Origin of the sequence: Burkholderia sp. AU32262 (genome assembly GCF_020419985.1) — a bacterium.
Classification (GTDB): Bacteria; Pseudomonadota; Gammaproteobacteria; order Burkholderiales; family Burkholderiaceae; genus Burkholderia; species Burkholderia semiarida.
The window spans coordinates 118,820-145,369 of sequence record NZ_JAIZRS010000004.1 but is presented as its reverse complement, the minus strand read 5'-3'; the positions used below and the strand labels follow the sequence as shown (position 1 = coordinate 145,369).

The 26,550-nt window shown below is 68.9% G+C and carries 20 protein-coding genes and 1 pseudogene; 9 read left to right on the top strand and 12 right to left on the bottom strand.

Annotated features, from left to right (window positions below; translation table 11 throughout):
* Positions 1–167 precede the first annotated feature (167 nt).
* The 5 genes and pseudogenes from LGN10_RS05930 to LGN10_RS05910 all read left to right on the top strand — a co-directional run bounded on the left by LGN10_RS05930 (position 168) and on the right by LGN10_RS05910 (position 5,285).
* Positions 168–1,197: pseudogene (locus LGN10_RS05930) on the top strand (substrate-binding domain-containing protein).
* A gap of 349 nt (positions 1,198–1,546) precedes the next feature.
* Positions 1,547–2,233: a type 1 glutamine amidotransferase domain-containing protein gene (locus LGN10_RS05925; protein ID WP_059574523.1), complete on the top strand. Its 687-nt coding sequence runs from the start codon at positions 1,547–1,549 to the stop codon at positions 2,231–2,233.
* A 141-nt stretch (positions 2,234–2,374) separates the two neighbouring features.
* Positions 2,375–3,484, top strand: a complete 1,110-nt coding sequence (locus tag LGN10_RS05920; protein ID WP_226222225.1) for an NADH:flavin oxidoreductase/NADH oxidase — start codon at positions 2,375–2,377, stop codon at positions 3,482–3,484.
* A gap of 137 nt (positions 3,485–3,621) precedes the next feature.
* On the top strand, positions 3,622–4,692 hold the full coding sequence (locus LGN10_RS05915) for an AI-2E family transporter (RefSeq protein WP_059574519.1): 1,071 nt from the start codon (positions 3,622–3,624) through the stop codon (positions 4,690–4,692).
* A gap of 218 nt (positions 4,693–4,910) precedes the next feature.
* A complete protein-coding gene (locus LGN10_RS05910; protein ID WP_099317399.1) occupies positions 4,911–5,285 on the top strand; it encodes a hypothetical protein in 375 nt (124 codons plus the stop codon).
* A gap of 39 nt (positions 5,286–5,324) precedes the next feature.
* Here LGN10_RS05910 and LGN10_RS05905 read toward each other — a convergent pair whose 3' ends face one another.
* Positions 5,325–6,119, bottom strand: a complete 795-nt coding sequence (locus LGN10_RS05905; RefSeq protein WP_099317400.1) for an SDR family NAD(P)-dependent oxidoreductase — start codon at positions 6,117–6,119, stop codon at positions 5,325–5,327.
* A gap of 158 nt (positions 6,120–6,277) precedes the next feature.
* Here LGN10_RS05905 and LGN10_RS05900 point away from each other — a divergent pair, with 158 nt between their 5' ends.
* Positions 6,278–7,123 (top strand): AraC family transcriptional regulator, encoded by an 846-nt coding sequence (locus LGN10_RS05900; RefSeq protein WP_099317401.1) that lies wholly within the window; start codon positions 6,278–6,280, stop codon positions 7,121–7,123.
* A 12-nt stretch (positions 7,124–7,135) separates the two neighbouring features.
* On the opposite strand, the gene LGN10_RS05895 is transcribed toward LGN10_RS05900, so the two are convergent.
* The 7 genes from LGN10_RS05895 to LGN10_RS05865 form a co-directional block, all read right to left on the bottom strand.
* Positions 7,136–7,723, bottom strand: a complete 588-nt coding sequence (locus LGN10_RS05895; RefSeq protein ID WP_059574512.1) for a LysE family translocator — start codon at positions 7,721–7,723, stop codon at positions 7,136–7,138.
* Between the two features lie 99 nt (positions 7,724–7,822).
* Complete coding sequence (locus tag LGN10_RS05890) at positions 7,823–9,316, bottom strand: heavy metal sensor histidine kinase (RefSeq protein ID WP_226222222.1); 1,494 nt, start codon at positions 9,314–9,316, stop codon at positions 7,823–7,825.
* Positions 9,313–10,008 carry a heavy metal response regulator transcription factor gene (locus tag LGN10_RS05885; RefSeq protein WP_011547791.1) on the bottom strand — a complete coding sequence of 232 codons (696 nt, stop codon included), beginning with the start codon at positions 10,006–10,008 and terminating at the stop codon, positions 9,313–9,315. Before LGN10_RS05885 ends, LGN10_RS05890 begins: the two co-directional genes overlap by 4 nt.
* A gap of 34 nt (positions 10,009–10,042) precedes the next feature.
* Positions 10,043–11,539: an efflux transporter outer membrane subunit gene (locus LGN10_RS05880; RefSeq protein WP_226222451.1), complete on the bottom strand. Its 1,497-nt coding sequence runs from the start codon at positions 11,537–11,539 to the stop codon at positions 10,043–10,045.
* A gap of 5 nt (positions 11,540–11,544) precedes the next feature.
* Entirely contained in the window at positions 11,545–12,774 is a 1,230-nt protein-coding gene (locus LGN10_RS05875; protein ID WP_226222215.1) for an efflux RND transporter periplasmic adaptor subunit, read from the bottom strand.
* Between the two features lie 36 nt (positions 12,775–12,810).
* The gene (locus LGN10_RS05870; RefSeq protein ID WP_226222212.1) at positions 12,811–15,978 is read right to left on the bottom strand and encodes an efflux RND transporter permease subunit; all 3,168 of its coding nucleotides are present in this window, start codon (positions 15,976–15,978) and stop codon (positions 12,811–12,813) included.
* Positions 15,979–16,163: 185 nt separating this feature from the next.
* Positions 16,164–16,907 carry a Crp/Fnr family transcriptional regulator gene (locus LGN10_RS05865; RefSeq protein WP_226222210.1) on the bottom strand — a complete coding sequence of 248 codons (744 nt, stop codon included), beginning with the start codon at positions 16,905–16,907 and terminating at the stop codon, positions 16,164–16,166.
* Positions 16,908–17,075: 168 nt separating this feature from the next.
* On the opposite strand from LGN10_RS05865, the gene LGN10_RS05860 reads away from it, so the two are divergent.
* Positions 17,076–18,728, top strand: a complete 1,653-nt coding sequence (locus LGN10_RS05860) for an acyl-CoA synthetase (RefSeq protein WP_226222208.1) — start codon at positions 17,076–17,078, stop codon at positions 18,726–18,728.
* Positions 18,729–18,765: 37 nt separating this feature from the next.
* On the opposite strand, the gene LGN10_RS05855 is transcribed toward LGN10_RS05860, so the two are convergent.
* The 3 genes from LGN10_RS05855 to LGN10_RS05845 form a co-directional block, all read right to left on the bottom strand.
* Positions 18,766–20,748, bottom strand: coding sequence for a methyl-accepting chemotaxis protein (locus LGN10_RS05855; protein ID WP_226222206.1), 1,983 nt, complete (start codon positions 20,746–20,748; stop codon positions 18,766–18,768).
* A 138-nt stretch (positions 20,749–20,886) separates the two neighbouring features.
* Positions 20,887–21,318 (bottom strand): YqaA family protein, encoded by a 432-nt coding sequence (locus LGN10_RS05850; RefSeq protein WP_060311006.1) that lies wholly within the window; start codon positions 21,316–21,318, stop codon positions 20,887–20,889.
* Positions 21,319–21,393: 75 nt separating this feature from the next.
* Positions 21,394–22,050, bottom strand: a complete 657-nt coding sequence (locus tag LGN10_RS05845; protein ID WP_060967537.1) for a LysE family translocator — start codon at positions 22,048–22,050, stop codon at positions 21,394–21,396.
* A 284-nt stretch (positions 22,051–22,334) separates the two neighbouring features.
* Between LGN10_RS05845 and LGN10_RS05840 the strand changes: the two genes are divergently transcribed.
* Positions 22,335–22,817: an Lrp/AsnC family transcriptional regulator gene (locus LGN10_RS05840; RefSeq protein WP_006479115.1), complete on the top strand. Its 483-nt coding sequence runs from the start codon at positions 22,335–22,337 to the stop codon at positions 22,815–22,817.
* Between the two features lie 816 nt (positions 22,818–23,633).
* On the opposite strand, the gene LGN10_RS05835 is transcribed toward LGN10_RS05840, so the two are convergent.
* Complete coding sequence (locus LGN10_RS05835; RefSeq protein WP_226222203.1) at positions 23,634–25,283, bottom strand: IclR family transcriptional regulator; 1,650 nt, start codon at positions 25,281–25,283, stop codon at positions 23,634–23,636.
* Between the two features lie 177 nt (positions 25,284–25,460).
* Here LGN10_RS05835 and LGN10_RS05830 point away from each other — a divergent pair, with 177 nt between their 5' ends.
* A complete protein-coding gene (locus tag LGN10_RS05830) occupies positions 25,461–26,420 on the top strand; it encodes an MBL fold metallo-hydrolase (RefSeq protein WP_089465566.1) in 960 nt (319 codons plus the stop codon).
* The last annotated feature ends 130 nt before the right edge of the window (positions 26,421–26,550 follow it).

Here is a 26,550-nt window from a genome sequence, read left to right as displayed (position 1 = left end):
AGGTGAAAGTGAACGGCTGAGTGGGCATCGATGTCCAAACCGGTTTGGATGCTATTTCAAACCGGTTTGGAACGCAAAAGATATTTAATTGACGGTAATCGTTACCAATTGGAAATAATTACCTGGTCGGCGTGTCCCGATGGTCGGGCGGCCGGGCGGAGCGGCGAATGCGAGGAGTGACGGTGAAGGTGAATCTGAAGGCGCTGTCGGACGCGCTCGGTCTGTCGCGCACGACGGTCAGCCGTGCGTTGAACGGTTACGACGACGTCAGCGAGGCGACGCGCGAGCGCGTGGCGAAGGCCGCGCGGGAAATGGGCTACGTGGCCGATCCGACCGCGCGCCGGCTGGCGACGGGGCGGGCCGACATGATCGGCATCGTCTATCCGTTCGGCGCCGGCGATCTCGGCGATCCGCGCTTCGGCGAGGTCGTCGCGGGCATCACCGAGCGGCTCGCCGAGCGCAATCTCGATTTCATCATCGCGTCCGCGCGACCGAATGCGGAACTGGACACCTACCGGCGGATCGTCGACGGCAAGCTCGTCGACGGGCTGATCGTCGCGCGCACGCTGGTCGACGATCCGCGGCTCGCGTACCTGCAGGCGAGCGCGTTTCCGTATGTCGCGTACGGCCGCACGCAGTCGGCCGGCCCGTATGCATGGTTCGACTTCGACAACGAGGCGGGCGCGCGCGACGCGGTGCGCCGGCTGATCGGCTTCGGGCATCGGCGCATCGCGATGATCAGCGCACCGCTGGCGCTGAATTTCGCCGCGCAACGGCGCGCCGGCTGTCTGTCGGCATTGCGCGAAGCCGGTATCGACGCGGATCCGGCGCTGCTCGTCGAGTGCCCGTTTACGCACGACGGCGGGGGGGCAGGCAGCGCGGGCGCTGCTTGCGCAGGCCGAGCCGCCGACCGCGCTGCTGGTCGACAACAACATCGCGGGCGGCGGCGCATTTCGCGCGCTGGTCGACAGCGGGGTGCGCCTGGGTGCGGACCTGTCGCTGATCGTCTATGACGGCGTGCCGCCCGATATCGCGCATCCGTATCGTGTCACGGCGGTCGTGCAGCCGACCGGGCATGCATCCGGGCGCGCGCTAGCGGAACTGATGCTGCGGCTGCTGGACGACGGCGCGCGTGAGCATCGGCTCGAAGCGCCGACGATCGAAGCGGGCGACACGGACGGTCCGTTGCGCGGCTAGGTCTTCCGGCCGCGGCGAACCGAGGGCGGATGAGCGGGGCGGCGGGCGTGGTCGAACGACGCGCCGTCGCAAAGGCCATGACGTCGGCAGGGGCGAATGCGTGTTCTTCTAGACGACCGGTCTAATCCGGGGATATGATCCGTGCTGGTGAATGCGGCGACGTCCCCGGCGGATTCAGGCAGCGGGATGCCGTCGTTTTATTTCGGCCGCTTCTAGACGACTGGTCTAATAGGCATATATCGCATGTGGAGAAATGATTCGCACGTTGCCGCGCGCGGCCTGACTAACCGACAGGCGTGCCGCGACGCGCGGCGTCGTTCCCCGTTCATTTTCGAAGGAGTGTCCGATCATGAAGATTCTGGTTGTCCTGACCTCGCACGACACGCTCGGCGACACCGGCAAGAAAACCGGCTTCTGGCTCGAGGAATTGGCCGCGCCGTACTACACGTTCAAGGATGCGGGCGTCGAGCTGACGCTGGCGTCGCCGAAGGGCGGCCAGCCGCCGCTCGACCCGAAAAGCAGCGACCCGACGGCCCAGACCGACGCGACGCGCCGCTTCGACGCCGATGCGGCGGCCCGGGCCGAACTCGCGTCGACGCGCAAGCTGGCCGATGTGTCGATGGACGATTACGACGCCGTGTTCTACCCGGGCGGTCACGGCCCGCTGTGGGATCTCGCCGAGGATCTGCATTCGATCGGCCTGATCGAGCGCGCGCTCGCGGCCGGCAAGCCGGTCGCCGCGGTCTGCCACGCGCCGGGCGTGCTGCGCCACGTGAAGAACCCGCAGACCGGCGAGTCGGTCGTGCGCGGCAAGCGTGCGACGGGCTTCACCAACAGCGAGGAAGCGGCCGTCGAGCTGACCGAAGTCGTGCCGTTCCTCGTCGAGGACATGCTGAAGACCAACGGCGCGGCATTCGAGCGCAGCGCCGACTGGGCGCCGCATGTCGTCACCGACGGGCTGCTGATCACCGGGCAGAACCCCGCGTCGTCGGCGCCCGCGGCCGAGGCGCTGCTCGCGAAGCTCGGCCACCGCTAAACACGCGGCGCCGGCCCGGCCGGCGCCGCGTCCTTGCCGTCGCCGGGCGCAGCCGGCCCGCCGACGGCCCGCATCGTTGCGCCGTGCGCCCCGCACGGCGTATTCCCAGCCGTTTTGCAGAACCTAGCAAAGGAGTCGTGGATGTCTGCCCTGTTCGAACCGTTCAAACTCAAGGATGTCACGCTGCGCAACCGCATCGCGGTGCCGCCGATGTGCCAGTACGTCGCCGAGGACGGCGTCGTCAACGACTGGCATCACGTGCATCTGGCCGGCATCGCGCGCGGCGGTGCGGGCCTCGTGATCGCCGAGGCGACGGCCGTGTCGCCGGAAGGCCGCATCACGCCGGGCTGCGCGGGGTTGTGGAACGACGCGCAGGCCGACGCGTTCGCGCCGTCGGTCGCGGCGATCAAGGCGGCCGGCGCGGTGCCCGGTATCCAGCTCGCGCACGCGGGCCGCAAGGCGAGCGCCAACCGCCCGTGGGAAGGCGACGACCATATCGCCGACGGCGATCCGCGCGGCTGGCAGACCATCGCGCCGTCGGCCGTGCCGTTCGGCGCGCATCTGCCGAAGGTGCCGCGCGAAATGACGCGCGACGACATCGCGCGCGTGCAGGCCGACTTCGTCGCGGCGGCGCGGCGCGCGCGCGACCTCGGTTTCGAATGGCTGGAGCTGCACTTCGCGCACGGCTATCTCGGCCAGAGCTTCTTCTCGGTGCATTCGAACCAGCGCACCGATGAATACGGCGGTTCCGCCGAGAACCGCGGCCGTTTCCTCGTCGACACGCTCGCGGCCGTTCGCAAGGTCTGGCCCGAGCATCTGCCGTTGACCGCGCGCCTGGGCGTGATCGAATACGACGGTCGCGACGAGGAGACGCTCGCCGAGTCGATCGCGCTCACGCAGCGGATGAAGCGGGAAGGGCTCGACATGCTGAGCGTGTCGGTCGGCTTCTCGACGCCCGACGCCCAGATTCCGTGGGGACCGGCGTTTCTCGCGCCGATCGCCGAGCGCGTGCGCCGCGAGGCCGGGCTGCCGGTGTCGTCCGCGTGGGGGATCGATACGCCGCAACTGGCGAATCGCGTGGTGGCGGAGCAGCAACTCGATCTCGTGATGGTCGGCCGCGCGCATCTGGCCGACCCGCACTGGCCGTACTACGCGGCCAGGCAGCTCGGTGTCGAGCGTCCGTCGTGGACGCTGCCCGCGCCGTACGCGCACTGGCTCGAGCGCTACCGGGTCGCCGACAAGGTGGCGTGAGCGACGCGTGACGACGCAGCGCCCGGGCGGCCCGCGCATCGCGCGTGCCGCCGATCCGGCGCCGATGGATAGAATGGTGGTTCGCGCAGGCCGGTTGCCTGCGCGAACCGCCATTTTTTCATTTCGACCGAGGTGCCATGGGCGCGCATGTCCCGTCGTCTTCCGATTCCGCCGCGCGGCCGCGCGCCCAGCAGATCGCCCGCGTCGCGCTGTATGCGGCGTTGCTGGTGCTCGCGCTGTGGGTGATCCGCGATTTCATTCCCGCCATCGCATGGGCCTGCGTGATCGCCATCGCGATGTGGCCGCTGCTGAAATGCTTTGAATCGCACCGGCTGTTCCGCAACCGGCCGACGCTGATCGCGACCGTCATCACGGCGGCGATTTCGCTGCTCGTCGTGCTGCCGGTGGCCGTCGCGACGACCCAGGCGATCGCACAGGCGCACGATCTGCGCGAGTGGCTGCGCACGATCCAGGACAACGGCATTCCGCTGCCGGACGTGGTCAGCCGGTTGCCGTACGGCGCGGCGCAGATCACCGAATGGTGGCAGGCCAATCTCGGCCATCCGCTGCATGCGGCCACCGCGATGCACGGCGTCAACGGCGAGAAATTCATCGCGTTCGGCCGGCACTTCGGCACGAAGCTTGCGCACGTGCTGCTCGAATTCGGCTTCATGCTCGTCACGCTGTTCGTGATCCTGCGCGCCGGCCACAAGCTGTCGGGTGCGTTGCTGCAGGGCGCGCGGCGTGCGTTCGGGCGCAACGGCGCGGAACTGATCGAGCGCATGGTCGCGGCCGTGTACGGCACGGTGACGGGGCTCGTCGTCGTCGGGCTCGGCGAGGGCGCGTTGCTCGGCGTCGCCTATGCGCTCGCGGGCGTTCCGCACGCGGCGCTGCTCGGCCTCGTCACGGCGGTCGCCGCGATGCTGCCGTTCTGTGCGCCGGTCGTGTTCTGCGGCGCGGCGCTCTGGCTGTTCGTGCAGGGGGCGACGATGTGGGCCGTCGTGATCGCGGCGCTCGGGTTCATCGTCGTGTTCGTCGCCGAGCATTTCGTGCGGCCGGTGCTGATCGGCGGTTCGACACGGCTGCCGTTCCTGCTCGTGCTGTTCGGCATCCTCGGCGGGGCGGAGACGTTCGGCCTGATCGGGCTGTTCGTCGGTCCCGCGCTGATGACGGTGCTGACGATGCTGTGGGCCGAATGGATTGCCTGACCGCGCATGCCGGTTCGACGCGGCGGCGCAGCGGCGCAGCGGCGCGGTTGCGCGCACGGGCGCCGGTTGCAACGTTCGTTGACGATTCGGCTGGCGCGGATGCACGCCAGCGCGGGGATTCGGACAGAGATCTCTACATTTCTTTTCGATCCGGACCCAAAGGTCGAGTAGCATGGGGCTTTCGATCACGCCGGCATGGCGCAGCAGATTTCCCGAGCATGCGATTGATTTCGATGTCCCGTCCCGCGGCGGCGCTGTCCGTGGCCGCCGGCTGCCTGATGTTGCACGGCTGTGCCTGGTTCGACGCGTGGCTGCCGTTCTCGTACTCGCGCACGCCGCTCGCGCGGGCCGCGTCGCGGCATGGCGCGACGCGCGCCGACGTCGTCCGCGTCGCCGGCAACCCGCGCAGCGTGTGGATGGTCCGCAACGGCAGCGGCGTCTGCTACAACTATTTCATCGAGCACGGCAACGATCACCGCGCGTACTTCGTCGTGTTCGACAAGGCCGGCGTCGTCACGCGGTACGGCTTCGATTCCTGCATGGACGCCGACCGCAAGGGCGCGCTTCGCTCGGAGAAGGCCGCTTCGCGCTAGCGCGGCCGACCTGCGCCGCGCGAGCGTGTCACGCAGTCGTCACGCGATCGTGTCGACCACGCCGCCATCGACGCGCAACGCCGCGCCGGTCGTCGCCGACGCCTGCGGCGAGCACACGTACACGACCAGGTTCGCGACTTCCTCGGTCGTCGCCGGCCGCTGGATGATCGAGCTCGCGCGCTCGCTGCGCACGAATTCCACCGCGATGTCGTCGATGCTGCGGCCCGTTTCGTCGGCCTGCGCCTTCAGCATCTCGCGCACGCCTTCCGACATCGTCGGCCCCGGCAGCACCGAATTGACGGTCACGCGGGTGCCGGCCGCGAGCTTCGCGAGGCCGCGCGCGATCGACAGTTGCGCGGTTTTCGTGAACCCGTAATGGATCATGTCGACCGGGATGTTCAAGCCCGATTCCGACGAAATGAACACGATGCGCCCGGCATTGCGTTCGATCATCCCTTTCAGGTAATGCCGCGCGAGCCGCACGCCGGACATCACGTTCATCTGAAAATAATGTTCCCATTCGACGTCGTCGATGTCGAAGAACGGCTTCAGGCCGTAGATGCCCGCGTTGTTGACGAGAATGTCGGCATCCGGCGTGTGCTGCGTGACGCGCGCGACGCCGGCCGCGTCGGACAGGTCGGCGGCGACGCCGTCGAGGCTTGCGTCTGGCACGGCGTCGCGCAGTTTCTCGAGCGCGGACTGCACCGACGCGTCGCTGCGGCCGTTGACGACGACGTGCGCGCCGGCGCGCGCGAGCCCTTCGGCGATCGCGAACCCGATGCCGGCGGTGGAAGCGGTGACGACCGCGGTCTTGCCTTTCAGATCGATCTGCATGAGTGGTACCGGTTGGAAGAGGAAGCGGAACCCGCCGCGTCTGCCGCGGCGGCCGAATTCAAAGCTTAGGCGATCCAGCCGCCAGGCGTCGGCTCGCGGTTGCGCGGCGCCGCACAGTCTTGTACGGTGAGCGTTCGTCCGAACCGGGAGCCTGCCGCGTGAGCCGTACCGCCAACCGATCCGCCGTGCCGTCGCCGTTCTGGCGCGATGCGGCGCTGCCGTTCATCGAGGCGCGCACCGTCGACGACGGGCGCGCGATCTGCTATGCGAAGCACACGCACGACACGTTTTCGGTGGGCGCGATCGTCGGCGGCACGAGCACGTACGTGAACGGTGCGACGAACGCACACGTCGGGCGCGGCGTGCTCGTGATCATCGATCCCGAGCAGGTGCACGCGTGCAACCCGTACGGCCCCGATGCGTGGGCGTACCGGATGGTCTATGTCGACGTGCCGTGGCTCGCGCGGCTGCAACACGCGCTGGGCCGCGATCCGAACCGCGATTTTCACGGGTTTTCGACGAAATGGACCGAGCGCGGCGATCTGTTCGCGCAATTCGGCGGCTTCTACCGCACGCTCGTGTCGCCCCGCGTCGATGCGCTCGGCAAGGAGAGCGCGGCGGTCGAATTCTTCACGGCGCTGCACGGCGCGCTCGAACGCGAACCGCCCGATTCGCGGCCGGGCGACGACAACGCGAAGCTCGCGCGCGCGGCCGACTACATCGCCGCCCATTGCCGCGAGGCCGTCACGCTCGATGCGATCTGCGCGGCGGCCGACCTGTCGCCGTCGTACCTGATCCGCGCGTTCAATGCGCGCTACGGGATGACGCCGCATGCGTTCCTGATCGATCGGCGCGTGCAGTACGGCCGCACGGAACTGCGCCGCGGCCGGCCGATCGCCGAAGTCGCGCTCGATGCCGGCTTTGCGGACCAGGCGCATTTCCAGCGCGCCTTTCGGCGAATCGCGGCCGCGACGCCCGGGCAGTACCGCAGTGCGATGCGCTGACCGGCGAAGCCGCTACACGTCGAGCAGCAACAGCGCGCTGCCCGCGAGCAGCAGCGCCATCAGCCGGTTGAACACGCGCATGCGCCGTGCGTTCGCGAGCCGGTGCCGCAACGACGCGCCCGCATAGCCCCAGCATGCGATCGACGCGAAGCAGATCACCAGATACAGCGCGGCGAACTGCCAGACCTGCGCACGGTCGCCATCGGCCGCATATGCGCCCATCGCGGCCACGCATGCGAGCCACGCCTTCGGGTTGAGCCACTGCATCGCCGCGCCGGCCGCCGCCGACGGGCCGGCCACGTCCGGATCGGCCGACAGCCGGCCGTCGTCGAGCGCGAGCCGCAACGCCATATACAGCAGGAACGCGATCCCCGACCACTGCGTGGCCGTCGTCAGCACGGGCCAGCGCGCGAGCGCCGCGTGCAGGCCGAGGCCGATCAGCAGGAACAGCGCGACGAAGCCGAGCGTCGCGCCGGCCGCGTAGCGCAGGCTCGCGCCGAGGCCGTGGCGCGCGCCCGCGCCGAGCGCGACGATGTTGACGGGACCGGGGGTGATCGACGAGGCGAGCGCGAACGCGGCCATCGAAACCAGCATGCTCATCGGGTGTCTCCATGCGACATGTCGAAAGTCGCATCGAGACTACGGGCGCCGCGTCGGCCCGTATTGAAGAAAACTGCCCTCGGCGGCGCGCGGCCGCCGTCAGTGCAGTGCGCCCGGCGCGTGCGCCGCGCGAGCGCCGTGGAGATCGGCCGGATTCGCCGAATCGGTGGAATCCGTGGAATCGGGCGGGCCGGCGGCGTCGCCGGGACGCAGCGGCCCGCCCGAGCCGGGCTGCGTCGACACCGAGAAGCCGAACGTATTGACGCCGCCCGAGCACGCGACGAACACGCCGCCGCCGTGCATCTCCGCGACGGCCTTGACGATCGACAGCCCGAGCCCGTGGTTTTCCTTGCTGTTCGCGCGCGCTTCCTCGAGCCGGTAGAAACGTTCGAACACGTGCGAGCGCTGCACCGGATCGATCGGCTCGCCCGGGTTCGATACGGCCATCTCGACGAGCGTGTCGCGGTGCGTGATCGTCACGTTCAGCGTCGCGCCGGGCGCCGAATGCTGGATCGCGTTGATCAGCAGATTCGTCATCGCGCGGCGGAACAGCGACGGATCGACGGCCGCGCGCGCATCGCCGTGCAGTTCGGCGCGCAACCGCGCCTCGTCGAGCGGGATTTCGAGGAAGTCGAGCATGCGCCGCACCTCGTCGGCCAGCGACACGTCCTTCAGGTCGGTCGCGCGTTCGCCGCGATCGCTGCGCGACAGGAACAGCATGTCGTTGATGATCACGCGCAGCCGCTCGAATTCCTCGAGATTCGACTGCAGCGTCTGGCGCATCTGGTCGACCGAGCGGTCGCGGCTCGTCAGCGCGACCTGGGTCTGGCCGATCAGGATGCTGATCGGCGTGCGCAGCTCGTGCGCGACGTCCGCGTTGAACGCTTCGAGCCGCGCGTAGGTTTGCTGGATGCGTTCGAGCGCGCCGTTGAACGACGTCGCGAGATCGCGCAGCTCGGTCGGCAGCGCGTCGGTGTGCAGGCGCTGGCGGCGGTTCGTCGCGCTCACGCTCGCCGCGTCCTGCGACAGCCGGTCGAGCGGCGCGAGCCCGAAGCGCGCGACCGCGCGGCTCAGCAGCAGCGTGATCACGGTGGCCGTCGCGATCAGCGCGGCCAGCGTCCAGCCGAAGCGGCGCAGCATCCGCTGCGTACGCTCGCACGACGTCGCGACGACGAGTTGCAGCGTCGGCCGTTCGCCGGCGCCGGCCAGCGTGACGGTTTTCGTCATCACCGCGTAGCTGCTGTCGTTGAGCTGGTAGCGCTGGAACGCGCCGAACGGCGGATCGAGCGGCACGCCGTTGACGGGGCTGCCGAAGCGGAACGCGGGGTCGGGGCTGACGACCTGATAGTGCGTCGAGCCGTCGGGCGGTTCGAGGTCGGCGAGCTTTTCCTGCATCAGGTGGCCGCGCGCGGCCGTGGTCGCGTGCGACACGATCATCGCGGCGACTTTGGCGCGCGTGTCGAGCGTCGCGCGCAATTCGGCGAACAGTTGCCGTTCCATCATCACGAACAGCCCGCAGCCGACCAGCGTGAACACCAGCAGCGACACGATGCCGAACATCGCCGAGAGCCGCAGGATGATCGAGCGTTTCATGCGCGCCGCTCCGTGTCGCCGTCCTCGCGCGCCTCGAGCACGTAGCCCATCCCGCGGATCGTGTGCAGCAGCTTCTCCGCGAACGGGCCGTCGAGTTTCGCGCGCAGGCGCTTGATCGCCGTCTCGACGACGTTCGCGTTGCTGTCGAAGTTCACGTCCCACACGAGTTCGGCGATCGTCGTCTTCGACAGCACCTCGCCGCTGCGCCGCGCGAGCACGCCGAGCAACTGGAACTCCTGCGCGGTCAGGTCGAGCCGCGCGCCGTCGCGGGTCGCGCGGCGGCCGATCAGATCCACGCGCAGGTCGCCGATCGAGATCAGCGTCGATTCCTGCACGCGCGCGCGGCGCGTCAGCGCGCGCAGCCGTTCGATCAGCTCGAGGAACGAGAACGGCTTGGTCAGGTAGTCGTCGGCGCCGCCGCGCAAGCCTCGCACGCGGTCGTCGACGCGATCGCGCGCGGTCAGCATGATCACGGGCGTCTGCTTCTGCGCGCGCAGCGCACGCAGCACGCCGAAGCCGTCGAGCTTCGGCAGCATCACGTCGAGCACGACCACGTCGTAGTCGAATTCGACGGCTTTCCACGCACCGTCCTCGCCGTCGAGCGCGGTATCGACGACCCAGCCTTCCTCGGTCAGGCCGCTCTTCAGGTATTCGACGACTTTCGGTTCGTCTTCGACGATCAGCACTTTCATAGGTTCGTTGTCCGCGTAACCGGTTAAGGGCAGGTCAAGGGCCGACGCCCGCGCCGCGCCGCGGGGCCGCCGACGCGACGTCGGACGGCGGGGCGCCGTTCGCCGCATCGCCGTCCCAGCCGCCGCCGAGCGCCTTCGCGAGAAACACGACGAGCGCCGCGCGCTGGCCCTGGATCTGCACGGCCTGGCGCTCGCTCGTCAGCAATTGCTGCTGGGCCGTCAGCACGTCGATGAACGGCGTCAGGCCGCCCGCGTAGCGATCCTGCGCGAGCGACACGAGCTTGCGCGCGTCGTCGACGGCGGCCGATGCCTGCTGCGCCGCCTGCGCCAGCACCGACAGGCCGGTTACCGCATTCTGCACCTCCTGGAACGCGGTGAGCACGGTCTGCCGGTAGCTGGCCTGCGCGGCGACGTAGCCGGCCTGCGCGAAATCGACGCCGGCCTTCAGCTTGCCGCCTTCGAACAGCGGCTGGCTGAGCGATCCGCCGACCGACCACAGCAGCGCCGGCACGGTGAACAGGCCCGCGAAGCGCGTCGCATCCCAGCCGATGTCGGGCGACAGCGTGATGCGCGGGAAATACGCGGCGCGCGCGACGCCGATCTGCGCGTTCGCGGCGGCCATCGCGCGCTCGGCCGACGCGACGTCGGGACGCCGCTGCAGCAGGTCGCTCGGCATGCCGGTCGGCAGCGCGGGCGCGTTGATCGGCACCACGCGCGCCGGCAGCGAGAATTCGGGGGCCGGCGTGCCGACCAGCGTCGCGATCGCGGTTTCGACCTGCGCGCGCTGCTGGATCAGCAACTGCACCTGCGTGCGCGTCGCGTCGAGCTGCGCGCGCTGCTGCAGCAGGTCGAGGCCCGACACCGCGCCGAGGTCGTGGCGCGCGCTCACGTAATCGAGCGCTTTCTGCTGCAACGCGATCGAGCGCTTGACGACGTCGATCTCGGTGTCGAGCTCGCGCAGCGTGAAATAGCTCGACGCGAGATCGGCGCTCAGCACGAGGCGCGCGTTCGCGAAATCGTCGCGCGCCTGCTCGGTGTTCGCCTGTGCCGATTCGACGTTGCGCCGCACGCGGCCGAACAGGTCGAGTTCGTAGCTGACCGCCGCGCCGACCTGGATCTCGTTCTGCACGGTCGACATGCTCTTCGTCGCGTAGTTGGTCTGCGGCCGGTCGGCGGAGATCTTGAAGCGCTGGCCGCTCGCGTTCAGCCCGACGGCCGGATACTGCGCGGGCGCGACCGACGCGAGCGTCGCCTTCGCCTGGTCGTAGCGCGCGGCCACCGCCTTCAGGTTCTGGTTGTTGCGCAGCGCGTCGCCTTCCAGCGCGTCGAGCTGCGTGTCGCCGAACGCGGTCCACCAGACCGGATCGAGCGGCGCGCGGGCCGGCGCGGCCGGGTGCCAGTATGCGTCGGCCGGGTCGAGCCGCCACGCGGCCGGCGTGTCGACGGCCGGGCGTTGGTAGTCCGGGCCGACCGTGCAGCCGGCGAGGGCGACGACGGCGGCGAGCGCCGCGGGCCGCACGCGGGTGCGTATCGCACTCACGACTTCGCTCCCGCGACGGCCGAGGCCGGCTGCGCCGCCGGCGCCTGCACGACGACCCGGTCGCCAGTCGCGAGCGCGTCGCCCGGGTTCGCGACGAGGCGGTCGTTCGGCGTGATCGGCCCGTCGACTTCGAGCGTCTGGCCGATCGTGCGCACGACCGTCACCTGTTTCAGATGAACCTGGCCGCTCGCATCGACGGCCGCGACCGTCGGGCCTTCGGCGCGGAACAGCAGCGTATTGGCCGGCACCTGCAGGCGGCCGACCGGCGTCATCGGCAGCGTCGCCTGCACGTACGCGCCGGGCAGCAGCCGCCCGTCCGGGTTCGGCAGCGTGATCTCGATCTGCAGCGAGCGCGTCGCGACGTCGATTGCCTGCGACGTGCGCGTGATCGTGCCGTCGAAGGTCCGGCCCGGCAGCTCGGCCTGCGCGACGCTCACGTGCTGGCCGACCTTCACCTGCTGCGCATACGCCTGCGGCACCTGCACGTACAGGCGCAGCCGGTCGGCCTGCACGACCGTGAACAGCGCGCGGCCCGCGTTGCCGGAATTGACGAGATCGCCGACGTCGATGTTGCGCTGCGTGACGATCCCGTCGATCGGCGCGACGATCCGCTGGAAGCCCTTCAATTCGGTGAGACGGCGCACGTTCGCATCGGCCGCCGCGAGATTCGCGGTGCCCTGGTTGAACGCGCCTTGCCGGTCGTCGAGTTCCTGTTGCGACACGGCATCGCGCTGGCGCAACTGCTGCGCGCGGTCGAACGACGTCTTCGCGAGCGCGAGCGACGCTTGCGCCTGCTGGCGCTGCGCGGTGGCCTGCGCGAGTTCCTGGTTCAGCTCGGGCGTGTCGAGTTCGGCGAGCGTTTGCCCCTGTTTCACGTGCGCGCCGATGTCGGCCTGCCAGCGCAGCACGTAGCCGCTGGCGCGTGCATGGATCGGCGCCTCGACGAAGCCGCGCAGCGTGCCGGGCAGCGTCAGCTTGCCGCCAGTGGCCGCGTCGACCGGATGCACGACGCTCACATATTGGCGCGCGTTCTGCTCGGCGACCGCGTCGAGGTGATGCCGGTTCAGCACGTTGACGACGATGGTGCGCGCGGCGCCCGCAACCAGCAGCACGCCGATCACGATCACGACGAGGCGCCCGCGTCGCGACACCGACGCGCGCGTCGGCAGGTGCATGCCGTGTTCGTCCACCTGGATGCCGACGGCGCTGTGATGTTTCTCTTCCATGAATTCAACCAATTCAACCGGGTAGTGGGGCGAAAGTCAGTGTCCGGCCTGGCGCGCGCGCCGCCGGGCCAGCCGCGCATGCACGCCGCCGAACACGAGCGGCACGAACAGCAACGTCGAAACGGTCGCGAACAGCAGCCCGCCGATCACCGCGCGGCCGAGCGGCGCGTTCTGCTCGGCGCCTTCGCCGAGACCGAGCGCCATCGGCACCATCCCGATGATCATCGCGAGCGCCGTCATCAGCACCGGCCGGATCCGCGTCGCGCCGGCCTCCAGCGCGGCCGTGAGCGGCGGCGCGCCGGCCGCGAGCCGTTGCCGCGCGAACGACACGACGAGAATGCTGTTCGCGGTCGCGACGCCGACCGTCATGATCGCGCCCGTCAGCGCGGGCACGCTCAGGTGCGTGCCGGTGACGAACAGCATCCACGCGATGCCGGCGAGCGCGGCCGGCATCGCGCTGATGATGATCAGCGGGTCGAGCCACGACTGGAAATTGACGACGATCAGCAGGTAGACGAGCACGATCGCCATCGCGACGCCCGCGCCGAGGCCGAGATACGACGTGCGCATCGTCTCGATCTGGCCGCGCATCGCGAGGGCGGTGCCGCGCGGCAGCGTCGCGCGCGCGTCGGCCACGATGCGGTCGATCTCGCCCGCGACCGCGCCGAGATCGCGGCCCTCGACGCTCACGTATACGTCGATCGCCGGGCGGATGTTGTAGTGCGTGATCACGGCGGGGTTCGCGGTACTGCGCACCTGCACCAGGTTGCCGAGCAGTTGCAGCGGCGTGCCCGTGCGGCCGCTGGCGGAGATCGGCGTGCCGAGCAGATCGTCGACCGACGACAGGTTGTATTGCGGGGTCTGGATCTGCAGCGGGTACTGGACGCCGGTGCGCGGGTTGATCCAGAACGACGGCGTCGTCTGCGAGCTCCCCGACAGCGAGATCAGCATGTTCTGCGCGACGTTCTGCGCGGAGAGATTGAGCTGCTGCATGCGCGTACGGTCCATGTCGGCCAGCAGGGTCGGTTCGTCGTTACGTTGCAGCACGTGCACGTCGACGGCGCCGGGGATTTGCCTGATCTTTTTCATCAGGCCGCTCGCAATGGTCATGTTACTCGCGAGATCGTTGCCGAGCACCTGCACGTCGATCGCGGCCGGCTGCCCGAAGTTGAGGATCTGCGTGATGATGTCCGACGGCTGGAAGAAGAACTCGACGCCCGGGAAGCGCCGCGGCAGCAGCGTGCGCAGTGTCTGCACGTAGTGCCCCGTCGCGCGGTGGCCGGGCTTCAGCGCGATCAGCAGCTCGCCGTCGAGCGTGCCGATCGTGCCGGCGTTGCTGTACGACAGGTTGATGCCGCTGACCGGCAGGCCGAGGTTGTCGACGATCGCGCCGAGCTCGTCGGGCGGCACGGTTTCGCGGATCACGCGTTCGACCTGGTCGGCGAGCCGCGCGGTTTCCTCGATCCGGTAGCCGGTCGGCGCGCGCACGTGCAGCCGGAGGTTGCCGGAATCGGCGTTCGGGAAGAAGTCGCGGCCGAGCACGAACACGAGGCCCGTCGACAGCACGCAGAAGCCGACGAAGCACAGCGCGTAGAAGCGGCGGCGCACGAGCAGGATGCTCAGCAGCACGATGTACCACGCGCGCAGCCGTTCGAACGCGTGGTTGAACGCGTGATGGATGCGCGCGAAACGCGACGTCGAAGGGGCTGGGCCGGTGCCCGCCTGCTGCGGGCGGAACAGCAGCATCGCGAGCGTCGGCACCAGCGTGCGCGACAGCACGTACGACGCGAGCATTGCGAATACCACGGCTTCCGCGAGCGGCACGAACAGGAAGCGCGCGACGCCGGTCAGGAAGAACATCGGCACGAACACGATGCAGATGCACAGCGTCGACACGAGCGCGGGTACCGCGATCTCGCCCGCGCCTTCGAGAATCGCTTCGTGCAGGTTCGTACCGAGATGCAAATGCCGCTCGATGTTCTCGATCGTGACGGTTGCATCGTCGACGAGAATGCCGACCGCGAGCGCGAGCCCGCCGAGCGTCATGATGTTGATGGTCTCGCCGAGCGCGGACAGCGCGATCAGCGACGTGAAGATCGACAGCGGGATCGAGATTGCAATGATCAGCGTGCTGCGCCAGTTGCCGAGGAACAGCAGGATCATCATCGCGGTCAGCACGGCGGCGATCAGCGCCTCGTGGATCACGCCCTGGACGGCTGCGTTGACGAACACCGACTGGTCGAACAGCGGCGTGATCGCGAGCCCCTCGGGCAGCGTCGGGATCACCTTCGGCAGCAGCGCCTTCAGGTCGGACACGACCTTGAGCGTCGACGCGTCGCCGCTTTTCAGGATCGAGATCAGCACGCCGCGCTGGCCGTTCTGGCGCACGACGTTGGTCTGCGGCGCGAAGCCGTCACGCACCGCCGCGACCTCGCGCAGGTAGGTCGTCGCGCCGTTGATCGTCTGGACCGGCAGGTTGCTGATGTCGGCGACCGTATCGGCCGACGCGTTCGTGTCGATCCGGTATTCGGTCTGACCCATCTTCGCGGTGCCGGTCGGCAGCACGAGGTTCTGCGCGTTGACCGCGTTGACGATGTCGGCCGGCGTGAGGCCCTTCGCTTGCAGCGCCTGCGGATCGAGGTCGATCGCGACCACGCGTGTGCGGCCGCCGTACGGGAACGGAATCTGCACGCCGGGCACGGTGATCAGCTGCGGGCGCAGGAAGTTGAGCGCGATGTCGGCGAGCGACTGTTCGCTGAGCGTCTTGCTCGACAGCCCGAGCTGGATCACCGGGATGCTCGACGCGGAATAGGTGATCACGAGCGGCGGCGTCGCGCCCTGCGGCATCTGCCGCACGATCGCCTGCGCGGACGACACCGTCTGCGCGATCGCTGTCTGCACGTTCGCGCCCGGTTGCAGGAACACCTTCACGACCGCGATGCCGGGCAACGACGTCGATTCGACGTGCTGGATATTGTTGACGGTCGTCGTCAGGATCCGTTCATGCACGGACGTGATGCGGTTCGTCATCTCCGTCGCGGAGAAGCCGTTGTAATTCCAGATCACGCTGATCACGGGGATGTTGATCGCGGGCAGCACGTCGACCGGTGTGCGCATCAGCGCCAGCGGGGTGGCCAGCACGATCATGATGGCCATGACGATGAACGTGTAGGGGCGCCTGAGCGCGAGATTGACGATCCACATGGAGGCGGCGGGACAGGCGGTGATCGGGCGGCGGTGAAGGGAACCCGAATGATAGGCGTCGGCCCGCAACGGGTTACTGTCGCGAAACTGGCGGAATTGTCAGGTTGGGGCGTGGCGGCGTTCGGCCGATTCCGCAGACGGAATGCGCGGCCGCGATGGCGACGGTTCCGCGCATCGGGCGGCGCTCACAGCTGCTCCATGCCGAAACGCGCGAGCGCATCGAGATCGACGACCTCGATCTGGTTGTACGCGAGCCGCAGCGCGCCGAGCTTCTCGAGCTGCTGCAGCGCCTGGTTGATCCGCTGGCGCGACACGCCGACGAGCATCCCCAGTTCCTCCTGCGAGATCGACAGCGACGGGCCGGTATCCGGATACAGCGCGGGGTTGAAGAGCTGCGCGAGCGCCTGCGCGACGCGCGCGTCGACGTCGAGCAGTCGGCTGTTCTGGATCGACGCGATGAATTCGCCCATCCGGTTGTTCAACTGATGAATCACGAAGCGCGTGAACGGCAGGCTCGTGTCGAGCAGCGCATGGAACGTGTCGACCGGCACGAACAGCACGGTCGAGCGCTGGATCGCGACGACCTCGTATTTGCGTAGCTCCCGCTTGATCACGCTGCCTTCGCCGAACCAGCCGCCCGACGGCACGCCGGAGAACGTGCAGCCGCGCCCCGATACGTTGAAGATCGCGAGCTTCAGCAGCCCCCGATGGACGCCGATCCAGTATTCGGACGGCGCGAGCCGGTGCGCGATCACGTCGCCGGCGTCGCACTGCGCGACGTGCGACTGGGCCAGCACGAGCGCCTGGTGTTCGGGCGCCAGCGTGCGGAACCACGCGCACTGGCCGAACAGCGTCGCCAGCGGCGGCAACGGGCCCGGTTCGGGAAGCGTGTCGGCCGGGGCGGCGGCCGCGTCGAGGTGGTCGTGCATGGATGCGGGTTTGCGAGGATAGGGATAACGCGCAGCGCTCGCGCGGCACTCTGTCGTTTCGATGACAGACGGCTCACAATAGCGCCCGTTAGGCTGTCGGCAATTGAACCACATCAAAACGATCCGGGGTGCATGCGCCCCGGTCGACAGAACACGGGAGACAGGATCATGACGCAGATGTTCGAGGCCGGGCTCGGCCGCCGCGACGCCAACTACGTACCGCTCACGCCGATCGATTTCCTGATCCGCGCGGCCGAAGTCTACGGCGAGCGCCTCGCGATCGTGCACGGCGACGTGCGGCGCACGTGGGGCGAAACCTGCACGCGCGCGAAGCAACTGGCGAGCGCGCTCGCGCAGGCCGGCGTCGGGCGCGGCGACACGGTCGCGGCGCTGCTGCCGAACATCCCGGCGATGGTCGAGGCGCACTTCGGCGTGCCGATGGCCGGCGCCGTGCTGAACACGATCAACACGCGGCTCGACGTATCGTCGGTGCTGTTCATGCTGCGTCACGGCGAGGCGAAGGTGCTGATCGTCGACACGGAATACGCGGAGGTCGCGCATCGCGCGGCGCTCGAGGTGCCGGGCCTGAAGATCGTCAGCGTGGCCGACGCGATGCCGGCCGACCCCGAGCGTTTCGCGGGCGCGACCGACTACGAGGCGTTCGTGGCCGGCGGCGACCCCGACCATGCATGGACGCCGCCCGCCGACGAATGGGACGCGATCGCGCTGAACTACACGTCCGGCACGACGGGCGACCCGAAGGGCGTCGTCTACCACCATCGCGGCGCGTATCTCGCGGCGATCAGCAACATCCTCGAATGGGACATGCCGAAGCACGCGGTGTATCTCTGGACGCTGCCGATGTTCCACTGCAACGGCTGGTGTTTTCCGTGGGCCATCGCCGCGCGCGCGGGCGTGAACGTGTGCCTGCGCAAGTTCGACGCGAAGACGGTGTTCGACCTGATCCGCCGCGAGCGCGTCACGCATTACTGCGGCGCGCCGATCGTGCAGAGCGCGATCGCGAACGCGCCGGCCGAGCTGCGCGAAGGCATCGACCACACGGTGCACGCGATGGTCGCGGGCGCGGCGCCCGCGCCGGCCGTGATCGCCAAGATGAAGGAGATCGGCTTCGACCTGCTGCACGTGTACGGGCTGACCGAGGTCTACGGCCCGGCGACCGTCTGCGCGAAGCAGGCGCACTGGGATGCGCTGCCCGACGAGGAACGCGCGCGGCTCAATGCGCGCCAGGGCGTGCGCTACCACCTCGAAGCGGGCGCGACGGTGCTCGATCCCGACACGATGACGCCGGTGCCGGCCGACGGCGAGACGCTCGGCGAGATCATGTTCCGCGGCAACATCTGCATGAAGGGCTACCTGAAGAACCCGAAGGCGACCGACGAGGCGTTTCATGGCGGCTGGTTCCATACCGGCGATCTCGCGGTGCTGATGCCGGACGGCTATATCCGGATCAAGGATCGCAAGAAGGACATCATCATCTCGGGCGGCGAGAACATCTCGAGCATCGAGGTCGAGGACGCGCTGTACCGGCATCCGGCGGTGGCCGTGGCGGCCGTCGTCGCGATGCCCGACCCGAAATGGGGCGAGGTGCCGTGCGCGTTCGTCGAGCTGCGCGAAGGCGCGAGCGCGACCGAGGCGGAAATCGTCGCGCACTGCCGGCAACTGCTCGCGGGCTTCAAGGTGCCGAAGGCCGTGCGCTTCGGCGAGCTGCCGAAGACCTCGACCGGCAAGATCCAGAAGTTCCAGTTGCGTCACGCGGTCGGCTCGAACACGGCGATCGACCTGGCGGGCGACAAGAAGTAGGCAGCGCACCCGGCCGTGGCCGATCATCGGGCGTCGGTCACGCGCCGCGTTCGAGCCGGAACACGCTGACGGCGTCCGACAGTTGCGCGGCCTGCTCGCGCAGCGCGACGGCCGCGCGCTCGGCATCCGAAATCAGCGTCGCATTCTGCTGCGTCGCTTCGCCGATCTGCGTGACGGCCAGGTTCACCTGCTCGATGCCGGTCGATTGCTCGCGCGACGCGGCGCTGATCTCGCCGATCAGCGTGCGCACCTGGTCGACCCGCGCGACGATGTCGCGCATCGTGCCGCGCGCGGCGTCCGCGATCCGGTAACCCTGTTCGACGGTCGTCGACGATTCGGCGCTCAGCGCGTCGATCTCCTTGACCGCGGCCGCGCTGCGCTGCGCGAGCGCGCGCACCTCGGCCGCGACCACCGCGAAGCCCTTGCCGTGCTCGCCGGCGCGGGCAGCCTCGACGGCCGCGTTCAGCGCGAGGATGTTGGTCTGGAACGCGATGCCTTCGATCGCGCCGGTGATCTCCGCGATCCGGCGCGTCGCGCGGCCGATGTCGTCCATCGTCGCGACCACGCGCTGCACCGCGGCGTCGCCGTTCGTCGCGGCGGCCGATGCGTCCGCGACCAGCGCGTTGGCTTGCGCCGCATGCTCGGCGCTCTGCTGCACGGCGGCGGTGATCTGCTCCATGCTGGCGGCCGTCTGCTCGACGCTGCTCGCCTGCGTCGCGATTCGCGCGGCGATGTCGCTGCTGCCGGCCGCGATGCCGACCGTGCCGTGCGCGATGTCGGCCGCGCCGTTGCGCACCTGCGCGACGATTCGCGCGAGGCCGTCGCCGATCCCGTCGACCGCCTGCACGAGCCGGCCGATCTCGTCGTTGCCCGCGCTGCCGTGCGCGGCCGCGCCGTCGCGGATGCGCACGCTGAGATCGCCCGCCGCATAGCGCTCGGACGCGCGGGCGGCGGCTTCCAGCGGCCGGCTCACGACGCGTCGCACGACGATGACGAACAGCATCGCGAACGCCGCGACGAGCGCGGCGCCGATCATCAGGAAGCGGTTGCGGGTGGCGCGCATCGTGGCGAGCAGTTCGTCGTCGAGCGCGATGCCGCCGACGAGCCATTGCCACTGCGGAATCGTCGTGAAGGACACGAATTTCGCGGTCGGCCCGGCGTCGTGCGCGGCCGGGTCGGTCGACGTGTACGCGAGCCGCCCCTGGGCCGCCGCGAGCATCTGCGCGTAGGGCGCGCGCGTGTCGTCGGCCCGTTGGCCCGCCGCGTCGGGATGCACGACGAAGGTGCCGCGCGACGGCCCCTGCGATGCGTCGAGCACGAAGTAGTAGCCGTTGTCGCCGATCTTCAGCGCGCGGATGCCGTCTTCGACGAGCTTGAGCTCGGCGCCGATGTCGAGGCCGACGAACAGCGCGCCGATCACGCGGCCGCTCGCATCGGTCACCGGCTTGTACTGCGTGATGTACGGCCGGCCGAACAGCTTCGCGAGGCCCGTGTAGCTGCGCCCGGCGACGAGCGGCGCATATGCGGGGCCGGCGCGGTCGAGCTTCGTGCCGACGGCGCGCGCGCCGTCCTGCTTCTTCAGCGACGTCGTGATGCGCACGAAATCGTCGCCGTCGCGCGCGAAGATCGTCGCGATCGCGCCGCTTTTCTTCAGGAACTGGTCGGGAATCGAGTAGTCGAGGTCGAGCGGCTGGCCGCCCGCGAGCAGCGTCGGCGCGGCGACGCCGCCGATATCGACGGTGCGCGCCGGGTCGAGCGAGAAATCGGCCGGCAGGAAGCTCGCGAACAGCGACATCGAGCGGTTGGCTTCGGCGCTCAGTGCCTTGTCGAACAGGTCGACCATCGCGCGGATCGACTGCTCCTTGTCGTCGATCCGCTGATGCGCTTCGTCGGCGAGCTGCTGGCCGGCGAAATGGGCGAGCGTCCACGCGAACACGGTAAACAGCAGGGCGACGAGCGCGCACGCCAGCCCGGCCAGACGCGCGCCGACGCTCACTCGGCCCGATTGGGTCATTCTCATGAGACATCCTGAGTAGGAGTGAGAGGAGGCGGAACGCACGCGTCACCGCTCGTGGACCCGTTAATACGGCAACTTTCGCGAAATCTTTAGCGGGCGTCGCAGATCACGGGCCCGCAGGCGGGCGAGGGGAGGCGGAGATCAGTGCGTGACGACCCACGCGACGGCCAGATAGCGGCCGACCTTCGCGATCGTCACGATGACGAGAAAGGTCGGCAGCGGCTCGCGCAGCACGCCGGCGATCATCGTCAGCGGATCGCCGATCACCGGCGCCCAGCTCAGCAGCAGCGACCAGCGGCCGTAGCGTGCATACCAGCGCTCGGCGCGCGCGAGCGCGGACGGCTTGACCGGAAACCAGCGGCGCTCGCGGAAGTGCTCGATGCCGCGCCCGAGCGCCCAGTTGATCGCCGAGCCGGCGACATTGCCGATGCTCGCGACCAGCACCAGCGCCCACACGGGTTCGCGCCCGGCGAGCAGCAGGCCGGCGAGCACGGCTTCGGACTGGAGCGGAAACAGGGTCGCGGCGACCATCGACACGGCGAACAGGCCGCCGTAAGTGAGCAATTCGGACATCGCGCGATTGTACTGGCGGCGTCGCCGCCGGTGCGGGGTGTCGCGGTCGCGTGGAAACGAACGCGTCGGCGGTTCTCAGTTCCAGCCGACCATGATCGCGCCCATCCCGACGAGCAGCCCGCCCGTCACGCGGTTCATCGCGCGCATCCGCGCCGGCCGCTGCAACGCGCGGCTCAGCCGGTGCGAGAACAGCGCCATCGACGCGACGCCGCCCGCGAAGAGCAGCGCGAACGTCGCGGCGAGCAGCAGGTATTGAAGGTTCAGGCTCCAGTCGGCGTTCGGGCTGATGAACTGCGGAAAGAACGACGGAAAGAACAGCAGCGTCTTCGGGTTCAGCCCGGAAGTCGCGACGCCGCGCCAGAACAGCGCGCGCCCGCTGTCGGTGTCCGGCGCGGCGCTTGCCGTTGCGGCGCCGGTGTCGGCCGGTGCCGCGGCTGCGCCGGCCGGCGTGCGGCTCAGCCATTGCTTGCCGCCGAGCCAGACGAGATATGCGGCGCCGGCCCAGCGCAGCACGGTCAGCGCATGTTCGTCGAGGTGGACCAGCGAATTCAGGCACAGCGCGGTCAGCGCGAGTTGCAGCAGCACGGCGAGCGTGCCGCCCCAGACGCACGGCAGCGCGCGGCGCCAGCCGGTGCGCAACGCCTGGTTCATCGTGAGCAGGTTGACCGGGCCGGGCGCATAGATGAGGACGACGGAAGCGGCGAGGAACGACAGATAAAGCTTGAACGACATGACGGACGGGCAGGAACGGGGAGGCAGGCACCGGCCCCGCACGCGGTCGGATAGGCGTGCGGGCGGCGGGGAATCGCATGCCTGCCGGCCGGCGCCGCAACTCGTGATTGCGGCCGTGCGTCCCGCTGCGACGGGTGATCGCGGGGAGCGTGCCGGGCAGCAGGCATGGAGAAAATGTATCAAGCGGCCCGGTTAAAAGGCTTCCTGTTTTCCAGCAAAACGGCGCTGAAACCGGAATGGCGTTCAGATAGAATCGGGTTTTTCAGTAGAAGATTCTTCTCGCCATGGCTACCCGCGAACGCACGCCGAAAACGCTCGACAATCAGGACCGCAAGATCCTGGGTGCATTGCAGAAAAATGCGCGCCTGTCGAATGCAGAACTCGCCGAACAGATCGGCATGTCGACCACCGCCTGCTGGAACCGCACGCGGCAACTCGAACTCGACGGCTATATCGACGGCTATGTCGCACTGGTCAACCAGCGCAAGCTCGGCTACGCGGACATCGTGATCCTCGAAGTCACGCTCGATCGCCACGAGGACGACGCGCTGGCGCGCTTCGGCGCCGAACTGGCGGCGCTGCCGGAAGTGCTCGAGGCGTATCTCGTGTCGGGCGAATACGACTACTGGATCAAGGTGGCGGTGGACGGCACGGCCGGCTACGAACGCTTTCTGCGGGAAAAGCTGTACCGGATTTCGAGCATCCGGCATAGCCGCTCGATGTTCGCGCTGCGGTGCATGAAGGACGTGCCTTCGATTCAGGTGTGACGGGGAATTGCTGGCGAGGCCGTCGTCGCGGCGGAGGGCGATGCGGCGTGGCGCTTGCGCGGAGGAAACCGGCGCAGGGCCGACAGGGAGGGCTCGCCGGGGAAAGGGCCCGCGGATACACGAAAACGGATGAATCTTCCGTCCGTGATGACCAGGCGCAATCGCGCGCCGGCGGGGAATGGTTTCTCGCCGAAGCGACCGGTTTACACCGATCCGCGCCGATAACGGATGAATCGGCGCCGGTATCGGCCTGAAACACGGCCTCTCAAGACGATCTTGAAACGCTCGTCGCGCGGTGAGCGTGTTCGGCAGGACGCGCCGGGCCTCTTGCTACACGACCGGCGCGGCAACAGCCGCTGCCGGCGTGCGTCAGCGCAAGCGAATCAGGCGGCCGGCGCTCCGGCGGCCGGCGCTCCGGTGGCCGGCAATCCGGCTGCCCGCTCAGCGCGGCAGGCGGGCGTGTGCTTCAGCGATGACTTCGCAGTTCTCGAGGTGCAGCGCCCAGGCCTCTGCCAGCAGCTCGCCAACGCGTGCGAGCCAGCCAGTGGATTGGGTGGAACGATCGGAGACATTAGACGTTTGCATGACGAAGCCCCATATAGGTGGCGAGTTAGGGATAACCCTAATCATAGCGAAACGTCACCGCGTTGTGAAATTCGATTTCGTTATATGAGAATTTCTGACCGTTTATGTTGCTGCTGCGCAACATGAATATCGGCTGCCCGGGCGTATCGGATAGGCGTGACGAGGCCGTGCCGGCACGGCCTCACGGGGCGAAAGAAAGGGATTCGAGCGTATGTTCGGGAAAAGGGGCGATTACCGGCCGATCCACCCGAAGCGCCACGATAGCCGCCGCGTCGCGGCCCGCAGCGTCCGCGCCAGCTCGCTGTCGGGCCCGCGCGGGAAGCCGCGCGACGCGCCGATGATTGCGATCACGAGCCGGATGCTGCCGGTGTGATCGAACACGGGCGCGGCGATCGTCCCGATGCCGGGCACCGGCGCGTCGAACGCGAAATCGAGTTCGTCCGCGCGGATCTCCGCGAGCCGTGCGCGGAACGCCGCGTCGTCGGGTGCGGCGGACGCGCCGGCGAGGCGCACTGGCTCGTTGGCGAGCAGATCGGCCAGCACGTCGTCGGACATGCCGGACGCGAAAATCCGCCCGATCGCCGTATTGACGAGTGACATCACGGTGCCGACCTGCAGGCTCACGTGCTGCGGCCGCGCCGATTCCTCGAGCCGGATCACGGTCGGCCCGAGCGGCCCGAGCGTCGCGGCGGCCACGCTCATGTCGGTCGCGCCGGCGAGCGCGACGATCTCGGCTTCCGCGTCGCGCGTCGGCGATACGCGCTGCATCGCGATCAGGCCGAGCGCCTGCGCGAGCGGGCCGCCGTCGAAGCAGCCGGCGTCGTCGCGGCTCAACAGGCCGATCTTCTGCAGGCTGACGAGATGCGGAAACGCCTTCGCGGCCGGCATGCCGGCCGCCGTCGCGAGATCGCGCAGCGGCAGCGCGCGGCCCGCCGAGACCAGCGCGAGCAGCAAGTCGCCGGTGCTGTCGAGGGCATTGATCCCGCGTTGCGCTTTCGCGTCGTCGGCGAGCGCGGGCGGCACGCGCGCCGCGGCCAACGCCGGCGCGGGCGTCGGTTCCGCATGCACCGCGCCGAGCGACGCGGTCGCCTGACGCGCCGCGTCGCGCAAGGCCGCCGCGATCGGCCCGTTCCAGTCGACATCGATCGATCCCGTCGAACCGATCACCGTCAACGCGAGTTGCAGGCGCCCGTGTGCATCGAAAACAGGCACGCACATCCCGCTGACGCCGGGGCTGGGCCGGTCGATGCTGCGGTCGATGCCGCGCGCGCGGATCGCGTCGAGTTCGACGTGCTGCGCATCGGCGTCCGGCGCGGCCGGCTCGCGTTCGGCGCCGGCGAGCGTATCGCCCGCGCCGGCCTGGCTGGCCGCCATCGCGTCGAGTTGCGCGGCGTCGCCGAACGCGCGGAACACGCGGCCGGTTGCCGTCGTGTCGAGCGACATCACCGAACCGACGTGCAGGTTCACGTGTAACGGATAGCCGCCGTGCTCGATGCGCACGATCGTCGGGCCGAGCACGCCCGGCACCGACAGCGCGACGCTCAGGCCGACCGTTTCCGCGAGCCGCACCGCATGCGGCAGCGTCGCGCGATAGGCCGGCTGGCGCTCGATCGACATCAGCCCGAGCCGCAGCGACAGCGGGCCGGGCTCGTAGTTGCCGGTGATCGCGTCGCGTTTCACGAGCGCGAGCCGCGTCAGGCTCACGAGATAGGTGTGCGCCTGCGCGGTGGAGAGGTCGGCCGCCGCGGCCAGCTCCGACAGCCCGAGCGGCTTGCGCCGGCGCGCGAGCGCGTCGAGCAGCCGGCCGCCGACCTCGACACTCTGGATGCCGCGCTGCGCCTTGGGCGGCGCATCGTCCGCGCTGACTTCGTGGTTCTGCACGCGATGATTCTTCCGTTGACGAAACCCCGCATGGTATCCGACGCCGTTTTCGGCACCAGCCCGCAGGTTTACCCGTATTAGACAATAGCAAGCTCATTTGCCATTGACAAATATTCGATGCGGGCAGATGATCCGCTCATTCCCCTCAACACATGGCTCGCAGCCACGGAACGCACAATGGCCAAAGCATTCGCCTCCCAAGCCGATCTGGAAGAGAAGAAAGTCACCTGGACGCAGCTGTCCGAGAACGCGTACGCGTACACAGCCGAAGGCGATCCGAACTCCGGCGTGATCATCGGCGACGACAGCGTGCTGATCGTCGACACGACCGCGACGCCCGCGATGGCGCAGGACCTGATCGCGAGGATCCGCAGCGTGACCGACAAGCCGATCAAGCACGTGGTGCTGTCGCATTACCACGCGGTGCGCGTGCTCGGCGCGTCCGCGTATTTCGCCGAAGGCGCGCAGCACGTGATCGCGAGCCGCGGCACGTACGAGATGATCGTCGAGCGCGGCGAGGCCGACATGAAGTCGGAGATCGAGCGCTTCCCGCGCCTGTTCGCCGGCGTCGAGACGGTGCCGGGGCTGACGTGGCCGACGCTCGTGTTCGAGCGCGAGATCACGCTGTTTCTCGGCAAGCTCGAAGTGAAGATCATGCACGTCGGCTCGGGCCACACGAAGGGCGACACGATCGTGTGGCTGCCGTCGCAGAAGGTGCTGTTCTCCGGCGACCTCGTCGAATACGACGCCGCGTGCTATTGCGGCGACGCGCAGCTCGAACAGTGGCCGGCCACGCTCGAGGCGCTGCGCGCGCTCGGCGCCGAGAAACTCGTCCCGGGCCGCGGCCCCGCGCTGCTGAATCCGGCCGAAGTGAACAAGGGCCTCGACTACACGAAGGATTTCGTCACGACGCTGCTCGCGCAGGGCCGCAAGGCCGTCGAGCGCAATCTCGACCTGAAGGCGGCGATGGCGCTCACGCGCGAGGCGATGGACCCGAAGTTCGGCCACGTGTTCATCTACGAACACTGTCTGCCGTTCGACGTGTCGCGCGCGTTCGACGAAGCGAGCGGCATCGCGCATCCGCGCATCTGGACCGCGCAGCGCGACAAGGAAATGTGGGCCGCGCTCCAGGAGTGAATGGCTCAAGGCGGCGGCGCGGTGTTCAGATGACCGCGCCGCCGTTTCCCTGACGGTTGCGGCATTCGCGGCGGCATCGCGCCGCGGAGCCGGCGGCCGTATCCGGTCTCACAAGAAAGCAGGGCGCACG